Annotated in this window: 20 protein-coding genes; 3 read left to right on the top strand and 17 right to left on the bottom strand. The window is 44.8% G+C overall.

What is annotated here, in order from left to right; translation table 11 throughout:
• Positions 1-13 precede the first annotated feature (13 nt).
• The 7 genes from OAG1_RS04750 to rppH all read right to left on the bottom strand — a co-directional run bounded on the left by OAG1_RS04750 (position 14) and on the right by rppH (position 11796).
• Positions 14-4270, bottom strand: a complete 4257-nt coding sequence (locus OAG1_RS04750) for a PKD domain-containing protein (RefSeq protein WP_338624418.1) — start codon at positions 4268-4270, stop codon at positions 14-16.
• 555 nt (positions 4271-4825) lie between these two features.
• Positions 4826-5764, bottom strand: coding sequence for a transcriptional activator NhaR (nhaR, locus tag OAG1_RS04745; protein ID WP_016401316.1), 939 nt, complete (start codon positions 5762-5764; stop codon positions 4826-4828).
• A 65-nt stretch (positions 5765-5829) separates the two neighbouring features.
• Positions 5830-7053: a Na+/H+ antiporter NhaA gene (nhaA, locus tag OAG1_RS04740; RefSeq protein WP_338624415.1), complete on the bottom strand. Its 1224-nt coding sequence runs from the start codon at positions 7051-7053 to the stop codon at positions 5830-5832.
• 192 nt (positions 7054-7245) lie between these two features.
• Complete coding sequence (locus tag OAG1_RS04735; RefSeq protein WP_338624413.1) at positions 7246-8097, bottom strand: thymidylate synthase; 852 nt, start codon at positions 8095-8097, stop codon at positions 7246-7248.
• Complete coding sequence (gene lgt / locus OAG1_RS04730) at positions 8094-8900, bottom strand: prolipoprotein diacylglyceryl transferase (RefSeq protein WP_215426380.1); 807 nt, start codon at positions 8898-8900, stop codon at positions 8094-8096. The genes OAG1_RS04735 and lgt overlap by 4 nt, the downstream gene beginning before the upstream one ends.
• Positions 8901-8985: 85 nt before the next feature.
• Positions 8986-11253: a phosphoenolpyruvate--protein phosphotransferase gene (ptsP, locus tag OAG1_RS04725; RefSeq protein ID WP_338624411.1), complete on the bottom strand. Its 2268-nt coding sequence runs from the start codon at positions 11251-11253 to the stop codon at positions 8986-8988.
• A gap of 3 nt (positions 11254-11256) precedes the next feature.
• Entirely contained in the window at positions 11257-11796 is a 540-nt protein-coding gene (gene rppH, locus OAG1_RS04720) for an RNA pyrophosphohydrolase (RefSeq protein ID WP_163132963.1), read from the bottom strand.
• Positions 11797-12434: 638 nt separating this feature from the next.
• Between rppH and mutH the strand changes: the two genes are divergently transcribed.
• A complete protein-coding gene (gene mutH, locus OAG1_RS04715; protein ID WP_338624408.1) occupies positions 12435-13103 on the top strand; it encodes a DNA mismatch repair endonuclease MutH in 669 nt (222 codons plus the stop codon).
• Positions 13104-13201: 98 nt separating this feature from the next.
• Complete coding sequence (locus OAG1_RS04710; protein WP_016401323.1) at positions 13202-13522, top strand: isoamylase early set domain-containing protein; 321 nt, start codon at positions 13202-13204, stop codon at positions 13520-13522.
• 58 nt (positions 13523-13580) lie between these two features.
• On the opposite strand, the gene rplS is transcribed toward OAG1_RS04710, so the two are convergent.
• Genes rplS through rpsP form a run of 4 tightly spaced genes read right to left on the bottom strand, consistent with a single transcriptional unit; the run spans position 13581 to position 15541 of the window.
• Entirely contained in the window at positions 13581-13931 is a 351-nt protein-coding gene (gene rplS / locus OAG1_RS04705) for a 50S ribosomal protein L19 (protein ID WP_016401324.1), read from the bottom strand.
• 27 nt (positions 13932-13958) lie between these two features.
• A complete protein-coding gene (gene trmD, locus OAG1_RS04700) occupies positions 13959-14711 on the bottom strand; it encodes a tRNA (guanosine(37)-N1)-methyltransferase TrmD (RefSeq protein ID WP_040307065.1) in 753 nt (250 codons plus the stop codon).
• A 29-nt stretch (positions 14712-14740) separates the two neighbouring features.
• Positions 14741-15271 carry a ribosome maturation factor RimM gene (gene rimM, locus OAG1_RS04695; RefSeq protein ID WP_220718811.1) on the bottom strand — a complete coding sequence of 177 codons (531 nt, stop codon included), beginning with the start codon at positions 15269-15271 and terminating at the stop codon, positions 14741-14743.
• 24 nt (positions 15272-15295) lie between these two features.
• Positions 15296-15541, bottom strand: a complete 246-nt coding sequence (rpsP, locus tag OAG1_RS04690; RefSeq protein ID WP_016401327.1) for a 30S ribosomal protein S16 — start codon at positions 15539-15541, stop codon at positions 15296-15298.
• A gap of 283 nt (positions 15542-15824) precedes the next feature.
• On the opposite strand from rpsP, the gene yjjG reads away from it, so the two are divergent.
• Positions 15825-16502, top strand: a complete 678-nt coding sequence (gene yjjG / locus OAG1_RS04685; RefSeq protein ID WP_338624400.1) for a pyrimidine 5'-nucleotidase — start codon at positions 15825-15827, stop codon at positions 16500-16502.
• Here the strand turns inward: yjjG and OAG1_RS04680 are convergent.
• From OAG1_RS04680 to urtC, 6 genes are all read right to left on the bottom strand, one after another.
• Positions 16468-16704: a ribosome alternative rescue factor ArfA gene (locus tag OAG1_RS04680; protein WP_338624397.1), complete on the bottom strand. Its 237-nt coding sequence runs from the start codon at positions 16702-16704 to the stop codon at positions 16468-16470. The genes yjjG and OAG1_RS04680 overlap by 35 nt on opposite strands.
• 161 nt (positions 16705-16865) lie before the next feature.
• Positions 16866-17222: a zinc ribbon domain-containing protein gene (locus tag OAG1_RS04675; protein ID WP_016401331.1), complete on the bottom strand. Its 357-nt coding sequence runs from the start codon at positions 17220-17222 to the stop codon at positions 16866-16868.
• Positions 17223-17233: 11 nt separating this feature from the next.
• Positions 17234-18469: a formamidase gene (fmdA, locus tag OAG1_RS04670; RefSeq protein WP_016401332.1), complete on the bottom strand. Its 1236-nt coding sequence runs from the start codon at positions 18467-18469 to the stop codon at positions 17234-17236.
• Positions 18470-18503: 34 nt separating this feature from the next.
• Positions 18504-19193 (bottom strand): urea ABC transporter ATP-binding subunit UrtE, encoded by a 690-nt coding sequence (gene urtE / locus OAG1_RS04665; RefSeq protein ID WP_221074593.1) that lies wholly within the window; start codon positions 19191-19193, stop codon positions 18504-18506.
• Between the two features lie 10 nt (positions 19194-19203).
• Positions 19204-19965: an urea ABC transporter ATP-binding protein UrtD gene (gene urtD / locus OAG1_RS04660; RefSeq protein WP_016401334.1), complete on the bottom strand. Its 762-nt coding sequence runs from the start codon at positions 19963-19965 to the stop codon at positions 19204-19206.
• Positions 19952-21157: an urea ABC transporter permease subunit UrtC gene (urtC, locus tag OAG1_RS04655; RefSeq protein WP_338624391.1), complete on the bottom strand. Its 1206-nt coding sequence runs from the start codon at positions 21155-21157 to the stop codon at positions 19952-19954. The genes urtD and urtC overlap by 14 nt, the downstream gene beginning before the upstream one ends.

The following is a 21157-nucleotide window of genomic DNA, read 5'->3' as shown; positions in this document are numbered from 1 at the left end:
CTAAACCAATACCTTACTGAGCAATAACCCGATATTGCATCGTGGCATCATTCACTTCAACAATGTAGCTTCCAACAATACCAGTGAAAATATCGCCACCAGTTTGCTCTAGAGTGCCATCGTTGTTGTTATCGCCGTAGTTATTTGACCAGTCACCGTTTACGTCAAACTTAAAACGTTGATTGTTTTGGCCATCAAAGTCCACGCTAACTTGCCAAACATTGTTAGCAACTAAAGTCATAGCAGTAGTTTGCCATCCGTTAGCAGTACCACGAAAATACAACTGCTCAAAGTTAGCTGTAAAGTTAGCATTTGGATCAATCACCTCCACCACTACCGACGCTTGTGCAGTTTTACCGCCATCGTCAGTCACGGTTAAGCTAATACTGTGTGAACCCGCAGTATTGTAGGTTACTGTTGTGGTTTCACTCGTATCACCATTGCTCCATAAGTAACTGGCAATAACGCCATCACTATCACTTGAGCCCGCTGCACTATAGGTGATGCTTTGGCCTATATCTACTTGAGTTGCCGATGCACCAATAATTGCAGTAGGAGCTTGGTTAGCGTTAAGCTCGGTAATGCTGTAAGCCAAAGTTTGGTCATTCACTTCTATCAAGTAAGAACCCACCACATCAGTGAAGATATCTCCACCGGTTTGTTCTAGCACACCATCACTATTGGTATCACCGTAGTTCTGGGTCCAATCACCATTAACATCTAACTTAAAGCGTTGCTCTGCTTGACCATCAAAATCAACCACAACTTGCCAAGTATGATCAGCCACTAAGTCCATGGCAGTTGTCGCCCAACCATTGGCAGTACCACGGAAGTAAAGCTGATTGAAGTTCTTCGCTTTTTCATCACTTTCAACACTTAGCACGGCTTCTGCGGTTGCAGTAGCACCTTCGTTGTCGGTAACGGTTAAGCTAATAGTTTGGCTGGCATCTACAACTACAGAGATAGAGCTGGTTGTTTCACCGGTACTCCATAGGTAGCTAGCAATAGAACCATCTTCATCACTAGAGCCTGAACCATCTAAGTTTACTGTTGTTCCGGCAGCTACAGTTTGAGTAGCTGGAGAGATGGTTGCTACTGGCGCTTTGTTTGGAATAACCGTTAGAGTTACCGAAGTAGTTGCGGTTTTCCCTTGGTTGTCGGTGACCGTTAGGCTAATCGTTTGAGTCTCATTCACTGTAACGGTGATTGACTCACTAGATTCACCAGTACTCCAGCTGTAACTAGCAATAGAGCCATCAGAATCACTTGAACCAGCACCGCTTAGCACAACCTGTGACCCTTTAGCCACTGACTGGCTTCCTGGGCTAATCGCGGCAACGGGTGCGTTGTTTCCGTCTAAACCGTCTGGAATACCTGCAGCAATTGCACCGCCGCTTACATTCCAACTACCCTCATCAATTTGATAGTTTTGACCACCATTATTATCCCAAGCACCACTACAGTTATTCGTCACAAACTCCAGCTGGTTACCGTCTTCTAAATCTACGGTTAAGCTATACCAGTTGTCACCTAGGCTTTGCATTTCTTCACCTGGTGCAGTAGTCCACGTAACTGCGCCGTCTACGGTGTAATGCAAACATACCTTGCCCCAACCGTTGTTATCTTGGTAATACAAGGTACTCAACACAGATTGACCGATAATTCGGTAAGTCACGCTGGTAGAGTCTTTCTGACCAACACTGTCAGTAACAGTTACCGATATAGTGGTACGTTCGTTCAAAGTAACAGTAATCGACGGGCTGGTTTCACCAGTGCTCCATAAGTAGCTCGCGATTGGGCCTTCTTCGTCAGTTGAGCCAGCAGCACTCAAAGTTACTACAGTGCCTAGTTCTACTTCGCCACCTGCGGCATTAATATGGGCCGTTGGTCGCTTATCACCTACTACAACATTGTCGGTGAAGAACATCGCTTCGCCAGCAATTGCGCCGTTCACATCTTCAACGGTTTTACCGCCAACGCTACTAAACTGACCAGCACCTACGTAAACTTGTTGAATCTCAGAACGAGTTACGTTGCCTTTACTATCGGTTGCTTCAATGTAGTAATCCAACAGCTGCTCTTGGTATTGGTCAATGTAGGTGAAGTACATATTGCCGATTTTCTCAGCAGGCACTACTTCGAACATTTCTTTACCAGATGGCTGCCAATCTACACCATTCATGTCACCGTTTAAGTCACGCTCGGTCATGCTAAAGGTTTGCCATTCGCCAACCCGTGAAGGATCGACATCAGGATCGCTAGCATGCGCGCTTGGGTCATAGAGCTTAAAGGTTTTATCGGTAGCGGTTGCCCACTTATCTTTGTGAACGCGTACTTTAACCTTGATATCTTGAATACCGCTTACGTCATAACCGTAGGTATAAATCGCAAACTTGGTATCGGCATATACCGTAGCCCAGCCTTCCGCTTTACTTGAGTTAGCACTACCAGGATTGTATGGGTAACGCTGTGGCCACCAAACCGAAGGACCCGTTTTATCTTGTCCAAGGTTGGCTTCTACATACGGAGTTGTAAAGTGTAATGACTGGTTAAACGAAATAGTAGGTTTAACCCCGTCATCAACGTTTTCATCGTAGTAACCAAAACCAGAATCGATTGAGGCCATAAGGAAGTACCAACCTAACTCTGCAGGGTTTGCACCGCCAGCATAGTTGTTGTTCGCATCACCTTTAACCGGGAAAGACATCATCCACGGATTAAGCTGGTTACCCGGGTAAGTTACCTCGTTATCACGCGCGGTAGTTGGGCTCCAGTAATTAGGGTTATTGTCTAACCAAATTTGCTCAGCGGTTTTTGCATAGTTTTCGGCAGCTTGCAATAAAGCAAAGTTACGCTCTAGGTAGTGATAGCCTAACTCAAGCGATACCATGTGCTCACGTGTAGCCACAAAATCGGTGCCATTTACCGTGTTAAAGTCTGCCATCTGTCCACGCCAAACTCCCATTGGAATATGCCAGTGGTACCACGTAGGATCGGCCGATGAATCACGCGTATCAATCCATGAGCCATCTTGTACGTGCACAATGTCGTCTTCTGGAATTGGATAAGCTTTTAGGTACTCGTCCACGCCCATACCACGCACCGAACTATCGGCATACGTAACATTGCCCGAGTTAGCCCAAGTGCCACCATCGCCCGCTCGACCTGACGAGTTATCACCATCATGGGCAATGGTGAAATACTGGGTACGGCCTAAAGATGCAGCATCGCCTTCAAATGCTTTTAGTACGTCGGCAGTAATTGAGCCTTGGTAACCTTCTTCCCAAGAGCTAGCCTGCTCAACAGGTATACCGGCTACTTTATGCTGCTCACCGGTTTCTGGGTCAACGTATTGAACCCAGTGAGGAATTGAAGCAAACGGGAACTTGTTGTAAGTCACCTGTTGCTCGTTGAACATATGTAACTCGGTCCACGCACCTATGTCGCTAACATTTTGTAAATCTGCGCGGTTAGGCGGAGAAATCAAAGTATCTTTGCCGGGATCATTCAAGTAAGGGTAGTCACGCAAAGTACGTGAATAGTGCACGTTCCCAAGTACCGACCATTCAATACCTAATTTGGTAAGTACTGGAATAATTCGCTCTGAAAAACCAAGCTCTGTTGGGAAGAAACCTTTTGATGACTTAAATGAATCACCTAAAAAGTAATCTTGTGCCAAAGTAACGTTTTGATAAATCAAATCTTTTAAGAAATAGTCATTACCCACCAATGGCCCCATAGTATGGTGACCAGAGAAGTGAATCGTGTCTAAAGCGTTAAAACCACCGCTGGTTTTTGTACCGTTTTGGGTATCGCGCCAATAAGCGCCCCACCCTAAATTGTAACCATCCAAATTACCTAACTCGCCGAAACTCTGCACGTTGTTAATAACTGATGCCGACATGGTGACATGCGTTTGGCTTTGTGGATGATTACCATTGTTGTTTCTAGCCGTGTCCATTGGCCAGCTTAAGTAAGCGCCTTTTTTGGCATGATGTTGATAATAAGATACCAAGTCATCATGCGGCATCGGCGCACCGCTGCCAGGAATATAGAATGTGTAATTTGCTGGAGGGTTATTCTTAAGGTTAATAACTTGGCCGTCGTAGGTATAACGAATTGGATCACCTACAGCTAGACCTTCGTACTTGCTTACATCGTAGTAAGGCCAAAAATTTGGCATGTGATTATGATAAATATGAGTTGCCGCAATTTCCGCTTGCGCAGAGATCGACGCAGCCACCATACTTAAGGCGAACACCTTTTTCATGATTGCTTCCTTTCCCGCACTCGTAGCTCTCAAGCCACTAATACGCTTTACTCGCTGATAAAAATGCAGAAGCCAAACATGGGAAGTTTAGTGTTAACCGTATTTATATTGCCCTACTACCGTTTGTTTCTGCGCTCAGATGCTAAATAGCATCACTCGCCAAACACAGTTGAGATGATCTGGTTTAACGAGGCTTCTGTACAACAGCTCGATGAAAGGAGGCTTATTTTTGCTACCGCGACAAAGAGTTACCAGAAACATTTATTAGGTTAGTACTTGCTAACCCTTATTATTGTTTACACGCTGAACTTAAAGATAATTTTTGATATTTGCTTTAGTTCAGAATGATATTCTGTAATCTATGAGAGATAGCGTAGCGCTAAGCCGATGAATAATTAAGCAACCAGAGCGGTAAACATGCGTCAGTTCAAACTAAATGCGTGGTCAAACCGTTTTTTTTGATATAAATCACAACAAGAAAGCTGATCTGCGAATAAACATAAAATCTACGCTAAATAGTTAAATATTATGAATCTTACTACTTAGCCTTAGCGCTTATTTTGAATTGAAATTTAAAATAGCATCAACATTTTGCAACTGTTGCTCTCCAGAAAACAAAGGAGAAAAATCGCTATTACATAGCTGTTTAACAGAGGGGTGTTGAATCATTCGCTCAGCAAACAATACGTGATACTCCTCGGTTAAATCGTGAGTAACCCCAAGCAAGCGAGTATTAGGGTTAGCCAAGATTTCTTCGGTATAAATGGCTGGCGCAACAAAAATACCATCGGTATATGCGCCAAACGCTTTCATTAAGGCAGCGTCATCAAACTCCCCAAGTACTGATACTTTTAGCCCCAGCTCATCAAACCAAGTCCATAGTTTTCGCCCTAAGGAGCTGCGTCGTCCTGGTAATAATAAGCTGCGCTGCTCTAAACATGCAGGAAAGGGCAACAACGACATTGGTTCATTAGCAAAAAAAGCTATACCACTCTCGCCTAGCTTTTTACTTAATACGCCATCTTGCTGCGCATTGTCTAAACCACAATCCGATAAAATCATATCGAGCTTATGTTCGGCCAATTGAGATAACAACAATTCATGCGTTGACTCAACACAACGTAAACGAATATTGCCGTCAGGTGGCACAGCTGACAATAAAATACGACTCGCTAAACGCTTTGATAAAGCATCGGCTACCCCAACCTCAAACAGCAGTTTTTCTTGCTGAGAGTAATTCACAATATCTAGCATTTCGTAGCTGAGGCTAAACATACGGTCAGCATATTTGTAGACCAGTTGGCCTAATTCGGTAGGAGTGATTTTTGGGCCACGGCGAATAAACAACTCTCCAGCTAAGCGCTGTTCTAATTGCTTAATTTGGCCTGTCACAGTTTGCGGAGTAAGGAATAATGCTTCTGCTGCAGCAGTTACAGAACCACGCTTGTAGGTCATCCAGAAGTAGTAAAGATGGTTGTAGTTTAAGTGTGACATGCCTTACCTAATAGCAAACCCCTTTACGGGGTTTGCTTAAACAGGGTACAGCCTTCACTTAATGGTTAAACCGAAGACGTACTCAATGTATTGGTTTTGCCTTGCTCTTGCTCAGCAATTTTTGCCGCCTCTTCACGGGTAGACCAATGAAGTAAACCATAGCCAATAAGGGCTGCAGTTACCGACCCCGCCAATATAGCTAATCGCGACAAGCCTATCAAATCCGTTTGCCCCGCAAAGGCTAACGACGAGATGAAAATAGACATGGTGAAACCAATACCACATAGCATTGAAGTCGCCAGCAATTGCATATTGTTGGATCCCTCAGGTAACTTCGCCCAGCCGGCTCGTATAGCTAAACGGCTGCAGGTGTAAATACCTAAAGGTTTGCCCACCAATAAACCAAGGATAACACCTAAAGCTAATGGACTTTGGAAGCTCTCGAAGCTAATGCCGTCTAACGGAACACCAGCATTGGCAAAAGCAAAAATTGGCACAATGATAAAGCTAGAAGCAGGATGTAAAGCATGCTCTAACTTCTTAAGTGGTGACCCACCTAACTTAGCTTTAATAGGGATCATGAATCCTACAATTACGCCGGCCAAAGTAGCATGAACGCCAGATTTAAGTACTGCTACCCAAAGCACTACGCCAAGTAACATATATGCACTTAAGCCAGCGTGGCCTCGACGATTTAGCATCCATAAACCAATGGTAGCCGCAACCGCCCACACCAACGGCATAATCGCCACTTCACTGGTATAGAACAGAGCAATAACAACAATTACACCAAGGTCATCAGCAATAGCAAGAGCCAGTAAGAACACCTTTAAACTAGCTGGAACACGTTTGCCTAGTAAGGCCATAACGCCTAGTGCAAATGCAATATCAGTAGCAGCAGGAATAGCCCAACCTTTGGCTAGCTCTCCATCACCGATGTTAAATAGTAGGTAAACAGCAGCAGGCACAACCATGCCACCAATAGCCGCAACTACCGGCAATAACGCTCGCTCTTTAGACGACAACGCGCCTTCTACCATCTCGCGCTTTACTTCTAAGCCAATCACTAAGAAAAAGATGGCCATTAAGCCGTCGTTAATCCACAGCAATAATGGTTTATTAATATCTAGTTCCGCGATACGAACTTGAAACGGCGTATCGAGAAAAGCGAAATATGCAGGAGACAACCACGCACTGTTTGCCATAAACAGTGCCACCACAGCGGCAAGCATTAGCAAGATACCGCCAGCAGCTTCCATTCTTAAAAAACGTTCAAGAAATGATTTCATAACAGCTCACTGAGAAAAATAAAAAGTCATTTTACTGAGAGTGTGAACAAAACATATTCACTTGTAGCTGAACTTACCATCGGAAAAACCGATGATAAATTAGAAAAACAATGGTTTAACCATTGGTTAACAGAAGGGTCGAATATTTAACCCTGCTATAAATCACACTTTCTAGCAGGGTTAATTGGATAGCTATACCGAGAATGGGTAAGCGATAGGGTCGTGATATTGGTAATCAGACACTTCAAAGTCGTCTAAGGTTACCCAGGTTTCTAGATCTTCTAGGCTCTTAATCTTTGGATTGATATGTAACTTAGGGGCGGCAAACGGTTCGCGCTTAAGCTGAACATCTCTCATCAATTCCAACTGATCTTCATAGATGTGGGCATTAACAATTTTGTGGTAAGCCTTACCCGGTTTGTGGCCGGTTATTTGCGCCATCAAGGCCAAAAACGTGAACACTTGAATTTGGTTAAAATTTTGCCCCAGCGGTACATCACAAGAGCGCTGTGACGAAGTAAGGTAAAGCGTATCGCGCACTAAAGAAAAAGTATGAGTATGCATACATGGTCGTAAGCAGCCTAAGTGAAATTCACCCGGGTTATAGAACGACAAAATTTCTCCGCGATCATCAATGCCTTTTGATAGGTCATCGACAATCTTCTTCAGCTGATCAACCGACCCGCCTTCTGGCTTACGCCAAGAACGCCCCTGCACGCCGTAAACCCGCCCCATATCGTTGTCGCCTTTACGTGCCGGGTTGTTTAACCACGCTTCGTTCTCATTTGCATTAGCCAACCACGTAGGTGTGCCTAGCGCTTTGAAATCAGCCGCATTATCTAGGCCACGAATGTAACCCAGTAACTCGGCAATAGCGGCTTTCCAATAGCTTTTGCGTGTTGTAACTAATGGGAATTCATTGTTGGCAACATCGTATTCAAGATCAGCATTAATAATGGTTAAACAACGCTTACCGGTGCGTTCATTTTCAATCCAAGTGCCTTCATCAACAATGCGTTGGCATAGGTCTAAATACTGTTTCATGCGTTACTCTCTTTGGTGTTGCGTCGATAAGCCCAGCGAATAAATAAAACGCCAAATATAATCATAGGTAAAGACAAGATTTGTCCCATGCTCATGCCTAAACTTAACAAGCCTAAGTGGCTGTCTGGCTCTCGGAAAAATTCAATAATAAAACGGAAACTACCGTAGCCTAACAAGAAGGCACCAGAGATAGCGCCCATTGGTGGCTTACGCTTGGCATAAACCAACAAAATAACCAGCAACAATACGCCTTCTAGGGCAAACTCATAAAGCTGTGAAGGGTGTCTTGCTACCAGGCCACCTGTTGGGAACACCATTCCCCAAGGCATGTCCGTTGCGCGTCCCCACAGCTCGCCATTCATAAAATTACCTAAGCGTCCCGTGGCTAAACCAAATGGAATGAGTGGCGCAATAAAATCGGCTACGGTGAAAAAATGGCGTTTGGTTCGGCGCGCAAACCACATCATCGCCGCAATTACACCTAACAAGCCGCCATGGAACGACATGCCGCCGGTCCAAATTTTAAACAAATATAAAGGATCATCTAAAAACTGTGGGAATTGATAAAACAACACATAACCAATTCGGCCACCAATGATTACCCCTACAAATCCATAAAACAGCAAATCGCTTACTTCGGCGCGTGTCCAACCGCTGCCAGGCTTATCGGCCATACGGTTACCCAACCACATCGCAAATAAAAAGCCAAACAAATACATTAAACCGTACCAACGTACGTCCAATGGACCGATGCTAATCGCAATCGGATCAATTTCAGGAAATTGCAAAGGTGTAGACACGATAATTTGCTCTATTTAGGGAATAAAAAGAATGGGCATTTTGCAGTTAAATCAGCCATGAAACAAGCTCTGACTCATGGCAAATTCATTAATGTTTACTAACACGAACCAACTGCGACAAGTTCTGTTGCTGCAAATATTCATACAACAAGCTATATATCGCTGAACCACTTTGGCTTTGTAGGATCTGCTCACGCAAAGCTGCTAATTCACTCAGGTTCACATGGCGTATAATGTACTTAATTTTAGCCAGGTTAAAACTAGACATACTTAAGCGGCGGTAACCTAAGGCTAATACCAGCAAGGCCCCCACCGGCTCGCCAGCCAACTCACCACAAAAACTAACGGGAGTATTGTGCAGATTAGCTTGTTCAATAATTTGATTTAATGCACGCACTACAGATGGGTGAAAAGTATCAAACAACTCTGCAACGCGGGTATTGTTTCGGTCTACGGCTAACAAGTACTGGGTTAAGTCGTTGCTGCCCACCGACCAAAAGTCCACTCGCTGGGCTAATTCTGGTAACAAAAATAATACCGAGGGTACTTCTAGCATCACCCCGTGTTTAGGCCGCTCTGGTGGCTCGGTTAAATCTAATTCATCAACCACTTCCGCCCAAGCTTGCTCGAGCAAGCGCGAGGCTTCATCTACCTCATTAAGGCAACTAATCATCGGCAACATAATGCATAAGTTGCCACACTCGATAGCCGAGCGATACATCGCCCTGGCCTGTACCAAAAATATCTCGGGATGATCGAGAGTTAGGCGAATACCGCGCCAACCTAAAAATGGGTTCTCTTCCACAATAGGAAAATAAGGAAGCTGTTTATCCCCACCCACATCAAGGGTGCGCATACACACTTCTTTACCACGATAGCTGTTTAGAATATCGCGATAACGCGTATATTGTTCGTCTTCAGAGGGAAAACGATCCTGCATCAAAAATGGCACTTCGGTACGATACAAACCCACGCCATCGGCACCTGCATTAATCGCAATGTCGCTATCGGCACTAAGGCCAGCATTAATTAACATTTCAACGTTTTCACCGTCGATGCTAACAGCGGGTTTATCTAAATCTTGCTGAACTAAACTATTTAGCTCGCTCTCTTGCGCCAATAAAGCGATGTACTCATCACGAACAATTTTGTCTGGCTCAACAAACAGCTCGCCGGAGTAACCATCTAAAATAAGCTCACAGCCGCGCAGCTTATTAACGTTAAAACTTAAGCCCATTAAGGCTGGAATGCCCATGGCGCGAGCTAAAATGGCTGCATGTGAATTTGCAGCCCCTCGCTGAGAAATAACCCCGGCCAAAAACTTACGCGGAATTTTTGCGAACATAGTGGCAGTGACTTCCTCAGCAACCACAATCACCGGCTCACTAGGAATAATTTCTGCGCTAGGACCTAATTCCAAGGCGTGCAGCAAACGTAAACCGACATCTTTTACATCCACCGCCCGCTCTTTTAAGTAGGGGTCGTTCATTTCTTCAAACTGCTGCACGTAGTGCTCTATCACTAAACGCAGCGCACCTTCAACCTGATAGCCCTCGCTAATCTTGCGGCGAATATCGCCAGCTAAGCTAGCATCAGCCAACATGTGTTGATAAACATCGAAGATGGAGGCGACATCTTTGGGCAACTGTTCAGACAGCTTAATCGCTAAACTATGGAACTCTTCACGAGTAATTTCTAAGGCAACATCGAAGCGCTGTATTTGGTGCTCACTATCCTCGGCTTTTTCTACAGCTTGCTGCTCTAAGGCGCCGGTAGAGCGATTTATCCAAGCTTTGGCAATGGCTATCCCACTAGAGCTAGAGCCTGCTTTTATTGCTTCAGTCCACTTGTGCTTAGTAGGTTCTTGTAACACCGTTTGAAAATCGGTATTGGCTAATACCCCGGCTAGATGCGCAGCCAGCGTTACCAAAAATGACTCTTCACTTTGATCAAAACTGCGGGTTTCGGACTGTTGTACCACTAATACTCCCAACACCTTTCGTTGGTGAGTAATTGGTGTTCCAAGAAATGAAAAGAAACCGTCTTCTGCGGTTTCGGGTAAATACTTAAAATGAGGGTTTAAACGCGCATCAGCTAAATTAATGGGCTCTTCGCGAACAGCTACTTGGCCAACAACACCTTCTCCCAAAGGCATCATTGCTTTACCCACAGCTTCACTGGCAAGGCCATGGGTTGCTCGCAGAACAAGATTTTGTTGCTGCGAGTCCATCACATACACCGAACAACAGTCGGTATGCATGGTAAGGCGAATCTTTTCGACAAGAATAGCTAAAGCACTGTCGAGAGTATCGGCATTGCTTACCTGTTCAACAATGGCTCGTAACTCTCCTAACACTTACTAAGCTCCTTTTCGCTTTTTATAACGCCGGCGTTTATCTTTGCCTTGATGCTTCTCCGAGCGGTTAAACGGCATGGCTGCTGTTACAAACTCTTTTAATGCTCGGCGATAAACCTCCCGCTTAAAAGACACTACCTGTCTTACGGGATACCAGTAACTCACCCAGCGCCAATCATCAAACTCTGGGTGGCCACAGCGATCAAATTTTATATTAGATTCTTTGCCCACTAAGCGGAGCAAAAACCACTTTTGTTTTTGTCCGATACAAACCGGCGGACTATCCCAACGAATTAAGCGCTTTGGTAATTTATAACGCAGCCAATGTCTGGTTGTTGCTACAATCTTTACATCTTGCGGCAACAAGCCGACCTCTTCATGTAACTCACGATACATCGCTTGTTCAGCAGACTCTCCCTCGTCTACGCCTCCCTGAGGGAACTGCCATGAATGTTGACCATATCTACGTGCCCATAAAACCTGACCACGCTGATTACAAATAACGATGCCTACGTTGGGACGATAACCATCCCCATCAATCACTGAAACAACCTTCAGCTAAAAAACTATAGATAAAGTGATTCTTTCACAGAATCACAAGCGCGGCAAATACGCCTATCACAAAGGGAATAAATTGTAATAATGCAGGCTTAATTAAAGTTATTCGACTTATCTGTGAGAAATCCTGTGCATAACTTGGGTTAAACCCCCTACAGACAAAATCACAGTTCAAAGCCGAACAAAAAACACACCAGCAACAAAACATAAAAACAAATAAAAACAATGATTTAAAAAACCATGATTTTAATAAGCGTTATTTTTGGCAAGTTAAAACTGTTTATAAGTCATAGCGTTTAAAAAACACACAGTTCTGATTTTTTAGGCAAACGGCTAATCTTTCTGACTAAAAATGAACCACTTTTGATTAAATCGTATAATTCTGTGCATAAAATCTAAGTTAATAACAATGACAGATAGTTATCCCTATTATGTGTGGACAAAGCTGTTAGTAAGTGCACATTAGTTATGAATAAACCCCACTACCCCCTAACAAAGCCTACACTTTCTAATAAAAACCTTTTTTAAACATAGCCTTAGCTATATTCACTTAAGCATTTAAGCTTTGCTGCAATTGTTGAACAGCTTCTATACAATAGTGTTTTTATTGGCGCTAGGCATGCATGATCGCTAAACCACAAAGTGAAACAGAACTCTTCGAACGCGCTCAGTCTTTAGCCGGATTAAGCTTAGGCGAACTTGCACATCGTGAAGGTTTTGCCATTCCAAAAGATCTAAAAAGAGAAAAAGGTTGGAGCGGTCAATTGCTCGAATGGTGCTTGGGCGCGAGTGCGGGCAGTAAACCTATCCAAGACTTTCCAGAGCTAGGCATAGAACTTAAAACCATTCCTATTGATGCTTCGGGCAAACCACTAGAAAGTACCTACGTGTGCATAACTCCTCTGTGCAATGTCACCGGATCAACTTGGCACAATAGCAATGTGTATAACAAGCTATCGCGGGTATTGTGGATCCCTATTTTAGCAGAACGGCATATTCCTTTAGATCAGCGTGTTGTGGCCAATCCCATCCTGTGGAGCCCCAATCCCCAGCAAGAACAACTGCTCCGATCAGATTGGGAGGAAATCATGGAAATGATTGCTTTTGGTCAAATAGAACAAATTACCGCGCGCCATGGTCAAGTGTTACAGTTACGCCCTAAAGCCGCTAATAACAAGGCTCGAACCAGCGCAATTGGCCCAAATGGCCAACTAATTCAAACCCTTCCTCGTGGTTATTACCTAAGAACAAAGTTCACCGCAGCCCTGCTTCAAGACTACTTTCAACTGTAAAAAAATTAATCAACTATTGACCAAGCTCTCACTTTTTTGAAAGAATCGATATTGGTCACATAGTATACGGATTTATATTATCTCTCGGAGGAGAAACCATGCCGTTGAAGAAGCAATACCTAAAATCGAAGCCAGAAGTAAAAGTTACCTTTGAAATTGAGAAGGAAGCCACTCAAGAAGCGGAGCAAATTTTCTTGCTAGCTGAGTTTAACGAATGGCAACCTATAGAACTTACTAAGCTAAAAAACGGTAAGTTCAAAGTAGTGGTAAACGTGCCAACAGATCAACAAAGCAGCTACCAGTTTAAATACAAACTTTGCTTGAGCGACGGTGCAGAAGCCTATGACAATGACTGGGCAGCAGACAGCTACCAGCCAAATGGCGTGGATGGTGACAACTCTGTACTTGAAGTGGCTTAAACCACAAACATAAAAAAAGCCCGCTACTGCGGGCTTTTTTATTCTCGAAGAAAAGGGCTTACTTAGCCAATTTTTCTTTAATACGTGCTTTCTTACCAGAAAGTTCACGCAAGTAGTAAAGCTTAGAACGACGAACGTCACCACGACGCTTAACAGTAATACTCTCAACTAGCGGGCTATGAGTTTGGAATGCACGCTCAACGCCTTCACCGCTTGAAATTTTACGTACAGTAAATGCAGAGTGTAAACCACGGTTACGCTTAGCAATTACTACACCTTCAAACGCCTGTAGACGCTCACGGTTACCTTCTTTTACTTTTACCTGAACTACAACTGTGTCACCAGGTGCGAACGCAGGTACGTCTTGCTTCAATTGCTCTTCTTCGAGCTGTTTAATGATATTGCTCATTACTATTTCCTAGAATTAACTGAATCTTTATTTACTATCCAAGGGCGTTTGCTCTTGGATAAACTCAGCAAGAATCTTTTCTTGCTTGTCAGTCAGAGCTAGATTCTCCAATAACTCCGGTCGCCTCAAGTAAGTTCGCCCAAGTGCCTGTTTATAGCGCCATTCTTCGATTTTTTTATGGTTACCACTTAACAGTACCTCGGGTACTGTTTGCCCATCCAAAACTTCTGGACGAGTATAGTGTGGACAATCCAACAATCCATCAGAGAATGAATCCTGCTCAGCTGAAGCTTTATCCCCCAGAACTCCCGGAATTAACCGCGAGACGGCGTCTATCATATTCATTGCTGGCAGCTCACCACCACTTAACACATAATCACCAATCGACCATTCTTCATCAACTTCCGCTTGAATCAAGCGTTCGTCAATGCCTTCATAGCGACCAGCAACAATAATCAGCTTTTGCTGTTGAGCTAACTCTATTACTCCATCTTGCTTCAAGGTACGCCCTTGCGGTGACATATAAATCACCTTAACCCCATCACCAGCGGCCTGTTTAGCAGCATGAATCGCATCCCGTAAAGGTTGCACCATCATTAGCATGCCAGGGCCACCGCCATAAGGTCGGTCGTCCACCGTACGATGTTTGTCATGAGTAAAATCACGAGGATTCCAACACTCAATCTTAATCAGGCCGCGTTTTACCGCACGCCCAGTTACACCGTACTCGCTTATGGCAGAAAACATTTCTGGAAATAGACTTACTATTCCCACCCACAATTGTGGTGTTTGCTCAGCCATAAAGGAACCTAGAAACTAGGGTCCCAATCAACAGTAATAGTTTGAGACTCGCGATCGACGTTATCAATTATCTGAGACTCTATGAACGGGATTAACCGTTCCTTTTTGCCAAAGGCATCTTTTAAATTGGCTTTCACAACCAAAACATCATTAGAGCCTGTTTCCATTAAATCGGTCACATGCCCGAAGTTATAGCCGCCGCGATTAACCACTTGCATGCCCATTAGGTCACGCCAGTAATATTCATCTTCAGCAAGCTCCGGTAGAACTTCCGGCAAAGCCGCAATATCCATTCCGGTTAAACTCTGTGCTTGTTCTCTTACATCGTAGCCCTCAAGCTTAACGATGAAAGATTTGCTGTGTCGCCGCCATTCTGTCACTTCAATTGAAGTATATTCGCCAGAACGGCCTATCAACCAAGGTTGATAGTTAAATACAGCTTCTGCATCTTCAGTGAATGAGTTAACTTTTAGCCATCCTTTAATACCGTAAACGGCACCGAGGCGACCCAGTACGATGGGCTGTTCTTTATTGCTCATCTTAACTCCACTAAAAAGGCTAAATTAAGCTGCTTTTGAATCTTTGATTAGCTTAGCTACACGGTTAGAAACCGCAGCGCCTTGGCCAACCCAGTGATCAATGCGGTCTTGTTCCAAGCGAATACGCTCTTCTTGACCTTTTGCGATCGGATTGAAAAAACCTAATTTTTCAATGAAGCGACCGTCACGTGAATTACGGCTATCAGTAACAACTACTTGATAGAATGGACGCTTCTTAGCGCCGCCACGTTGCAAACGAATGGTAACCATATCGTCCTCATACTAGTTAAAAAATTTAAGGTCCCAAAATGGGATCCCCGCTAATTGAAGCCGCGGAATTGTACTCCTTTTTTGCTTAATTGCAAGCTATAACCCGCTTTGGCGAGCATCTAAATTGCTAGCGCTTATCGGCGCAAAATGGCCAATACTTTCTATGCTTGTTTTTGCTGCTAAAAAAGCTAAGTGACTCAAGCTACTAACGCACGCTTTGACTTAGCTGCAAGCTTCTACCAACATAGGCGTTTAACTATACTGATCACCGAGCCATTTGTTTATGAAGTACCAATGGATATTGTTTGATGCCGATGAGACCTTGTTTCATTTTGACGCTTTTGCCGGCTTACAGTTAATGTTCTCTCGCTATGGGGTTAAATTTGAGCAACAAGACTATCAACATTACCAAACCCGCAACCTGCCCTTGTGGGAAGCCTATCAAGCCGGCCAGGTGAATGCAGAGCAGCTTCAACAGCAACGCTTTGAGTATTGGGGCAAGCAGCTTGAACAACACCCACAAGAGCTCAATGACGCCTTCCTAGAGGCAATGGCAGATATATGCAGCCTATTACCTGGCGCTAAAGACTTGCTAGATGCACTGAAGAGCAAAGTGAAGATGGGCATTATTACCAACGGTTTTACCGCACTGCAAAAAATTCGTATAGAACGCACCGGTTTGAGCGGCTATTTCTCACCTTTGGTTATCTCTGAGCAAGTGGGCGTTGCAAAACCGCATAAAGATATATTTGAGCATGCCTTTGCCCAAATGCAGCAGCCGGAAAAACATCGGGTATTAATGGTAGGAGATAATCCACATTCGGATATACAAGGTGGTATTAATGCGGGGATTAGAACTTGCTGGTTAAATCGTCACGGAGAAGAAAGGCCAGAGGGAATAGAGCCCCACTATGAGGTGAATTCACTTAAGCAACTGCAAACCCTGTTAGAAGCTGCTTAGTTTGAGTTAATCCCAAAAAGTCGAAAGGGGCATTGCCCTTCAGCTTATGCCCCTTTCTAGTATATGAACCTTTGCCTTTTTTCGGCCGTTCAACTTTTGCTTTAAATAACTGGCTGGTAACCAGCGCCTTAATTGCATTGTCGTTTATTTGCCCACGACCGTGCTCATGCGCTAACAACTTAGCGACTTTTTTCTTAGCCATAATCTTTCTCTCATTTGCCCTGCAGCTCCTATAGCCACTTGGGGTGGCTAGTGTAAACCAAGTTAAGCCAAATACACACTGTATATTATTTAAACATCGCAAATAAACAGCCTAACCAAGAAGCCAGCCCTCACCAGCTTCTTGGTTTACCCTATACCAGCTTAATGGCTAATCATCCAAGGCCGCATAGACGGGAACATTTTCTCGCCATTAGCGGTATACAGCAGCTTAGAACCACCGCGCTTAGTATGCTTACAGCCGCAGCCTTTTTTAAGCTTTTCGGCATTTTCGGCCCGCGTATCCACCGTTGAATGCTGCGGCTCATGCCGCGCTTTCTCATTACGCTCAATCGCCTGTTTGGTTTCGGCTGCCATATCCAATATCTCAGGAGGCAACACGATAACCCTAGCGGACAAAGCCTCACACTTTGGGCACTTAGCAGGTTTAGCGCTATCTGCCATAGTGGCTAGCTCGTAGAACAAACCATGTTCGGCACACTTATAGTCATAAACTGGCATAGCTCACCTCCCTATTTATCTAAGTCTGGAGCCAAAGGCATATCGACACTGCCATCTAAATACTTAGTTGGCCCATCTGCATTCGGCTTAATGTCAAACTCAAAGATATCGGTAGGTAACCACAACGTGGCACAGGAGTTAGGTACGTCCACTACCCCGCTTAAATGGCCTTGTACTGGCGCAGTACCAAGCAATGAATAAGCCTGCGCGCCGCTATAACCAAATTTCTTGAGGTACTCAATGGCATTTAAACAGGCTTGGCGATAAGCCACGTTGGCATCTAAGTAATGTTGCTTGCCATCTTCATCAACCGAAATACCTTCAAAGATTAGGTAGTCATCGTAGCGCGGCGTAATTGGGCTTGGTTTAAAGATAGGGTTTTTAATCGCATACTTAGACATACCGTCTTTAATCAAATTAACCCTTAAGTGGATCCAGCCGGCCATTTCAATAGCACCACAGAAGGTGATTTCGCCGTCACCTTGGCTAAAGTGTAAATCGCCTACCGACAAACCCGCGCCTTTTACATACACCGGGAAGTAGATTTTAGAACCACGCGATAGGTCTTTAATGTCACAGTTACCGCCATGCTCACGCGGCGGAACAGTTCTAGCACCTTCTTCGGCCGCTACTTTGGCATCATCGGGCTTCATTTTCCCCATGTGAGCAGTAGGTGCGTAAGGCAGTGCCGCTAACATTGGTACCCGCTCAGGGTCGGTATCAAACAGCTCTTTCTCTCGGCGGTTCCACTCATCTAGCATCTTTTTGTCGGGCAAGCAGCCAATCAGGCCGGGGTGAATCAGGCCCGCAAACTCAACACCGGGAACATGACGAGATTTAGTGAACATACCATTAAAGTCCCAAATCGATTTTTGCGCTTCAGGAAAATGCTCAGTTAAAAAGCCGCCACCATTTTGCTTAGAGAAGAAGCCGTTAAAGCCCCATTGTGAATCATCAAAGGTGCCAATATCTAAGATATCCACTTCTAATAAATCACCAGGCTCTGCTCCCTCTACCCCAACCGGTCCAGAAAGAAAGTGCACCTGAGATAAATCAACATCACGCACATCCGAGGCATCGTCATCGTTTTTGATTTGCCCGCCGGTCCAATCTACACATTCCAAAATGAAATCGTCCCCTGGTTTTACGGTGGCCGCCATAGGAATATCGGGGTGCCAGCGATTATGTAACTTCTCGTTTTCATACGCCGATTTGTTTAAGTCAATCTTGATAATTGTTTCTGCCATGGTCTTTCTCCTTGAATGTAAATTCCCCAACAAGCTATACCGACAGGTACGCGGCCACTTGCTGTTCATCAACGTCATCGCGCTGCACGTCATGCACGATTTGTCCTTTTTCAATCACCAGTATTCGGTCCGCCACATCAAGGGCGAAGCTCAATACCTGTTCCGACACCACTATCGACAAACCACGCTGGTCGCGAATTTGTTTTAGGGTTTTTGCCATATCTTTAATAATTGAAGGCTGAATACCTTCAGTGGGCTCATCCAGTAGCAGTACACTGGGGTTGCTCGCCAAAGCACGAGCAATCGCTAACTGTTGTTGCTGTCCGCCAGAAAGGTTGCCGCCTCGGCGGTGGCGCATTTCCCATAACACAGGGAAAATGCTGTATAAGTCATCGGGTACTTTGTTTTCACCAGTGCTGGTTAAGCCGGTTTCAATGTTTTCTTGCACCGTCATGGTGGAGAAAATCATCCGGCCCTGTGGCACAAAGCCCAAACCAGAAGCCACCCGCTGATGGCTCTTTTTCTCGGCTAAGGGCTCTCCATCTAAATTGGCTTCACCACTTTTGCTCGGAATCATGCCAATCAGCGATTTCATTAAAGTGGTTTTGCCCATGCCATTACGGCCAAGAATCGCCACAATTTCATTTTCTTTGAGGCTAAAATTCATGCCACTTATTACTTCGCTCTGGCCATAGGCCACGTGGTAATCGCTTAGTTCTAACATCACTTTCTCCTTAATGGCCTAGGTAAACTTCGACCACTTTAGGGTCGTTCTTCACCCGCTGCATCGAGCCCTCAGACAATACCTTTCCTTGGTGTAATACCGTCACTCGGTCGGCGATGTCTTCAACAAACTGCATGTCGTGTTCAATCACTAATACCGAGCGTTGCTTGGTAATGCTTTGCAGCAACTGCGCGGTTTGTTTGCGCTCGGCTACCGACATACCCGCCACCGGTTCGTCTAACATCAGCAGCTCTGGATCTTGAATAAGCAGCATGCCTATCTCTAACCACTGCTTTTGGCCATGGCTAAGCAAGTCGGCTTGGTCGTTAAGTTTGTCGCTAAGAAACACCATTTCGGCAATTTCCATGATCTTGGCGTGCACCGCTTCATCACGCTTAAAGGTCAAGGCTCCCCACACATTGCGACCGCGTGGGTAAGAGATTTCCAAGTTTTCAAAAACACTCAGATCTTCATAAATCGAAGGGTTTTGAAACTTACGCCCTACACCGGCATGCACAATTTGGTGTTCTTTCAGCTTGGTAAGCTCTTTTTGTTTGAACTTAATCGAGCCATTGGTGGCTTTAGTTCGGCCACATATCAAATCCAATACCGTGGTTTTACCGGCGCCATTAGGGCCAATAATCACCCTAATCTCCTGCTCTTCAACGTATAGCGACAAGTCATCAACGGCCTTAAAGCCATCAAAAGACACAGTTAAACCTTCAACGCTGAGTACAAAATCTTTGTTCTTTGATGAATTAGGCTGGGGCATTTGGGCTCTCCTTTAGAGATGGCGAAGCACTATCTGCCTCAGGCTCTGCAGCCTGAACCGCCTGCTTTGGCAGATCGGGTTTGCTGGCTTTAGGTTTGAACACGCGCTTAAACCAAGGCTGAATGTAAGATTGATAGAGACCGGCTAAACCATCGGGAAAGGCTAACACCACACCAATGAATAGCGCGCCCATGGCAAATAACCACAGTTGAGGGAAAGACTCAGAGAAAGTGGTTTTAGCGAGGTTTACCAGCAAAGTGCCATATACCGCACCAAGCAAGGATAAACGCCCACCTACGGCACAAAAAATCACCATTTCGATGGAAGGAACAATGCCCACAAAGGAGGGCGACATAAAGCCCACTTGCAGGGTAAACATAGCTCCACCAATGGCGGCAAAGGCTGCACCAACACAAAAGATGAAGATTTTGAAACTGGCAACGTTATAGCCAGAAAAGCGCACTCGATCTTCTTTCTCACGCATCGCCACCAGCAAACGGCCTAACTTACAACGCTTGATGTATAAGGCAGCAAACAGACAACCAAACAGCAACACAGCATTAATGAAGTAAAGAAGGTACTGCGCCGACTCGGTGCGTATATCCCAGCCTAAAAAGGTGCGTAAATCGGTTATGCCGTTTACCCCACCGGTATAGCCTTGCTGGCCGATAATCAAGATGGTGAGAATGGCAGCAATGGCCTGGGTAATAATGGCGAAGTACACCCCACCTACCCGGCGGGTAAACATAGCTACACCAATAATAAAGGCGAACAAAACCGGCACTGCAATCACCGCCACCAAGGTAAAGGCTAAGCTATCGAAGGGCTGCCAAAACCAGGGCAACTCGGTGAGCTGATTCCAATCCATAAAATCAGGAATGCCTGGCGTTGATTGAATCGCGGTGGCTTCGGGGCTTGAGGCTTCCAGCTTCAAGAACATCGCCATACAATAACCACCTAAGCCAAAAAACACGCCTTGGCCTAGGCTTAAAATACCGCCACACCCCCAGCACAGCACTAAGCCAATCGCCACAAAGGCGTAGGTTAAATACTTACCAATTAAGTTGAGTCGGAAAATATCCAAGGACAAAGGCAACACAATGAAAATAATCGCGGCCAACAGTAGATACTTCCACCAATCAACCTTACTGGTATTTTGTGCTGCAGTAGCACTAAGTTGAGATAACATCAT

The organism is Agarivorans sp. OAG1, assembly GCF_037076485.1.
GTDB lineage: Bacteria > Pseudomonadota > Gammaproteobacteria > Enterobacterales > Celerinatantimonadaceae > Agarivorans > Agarivorans albus.
Note: the sequence above shows the minus strand (reverse complement) of the source record. Positions and strands in the feature narration are given on the sequence as shown.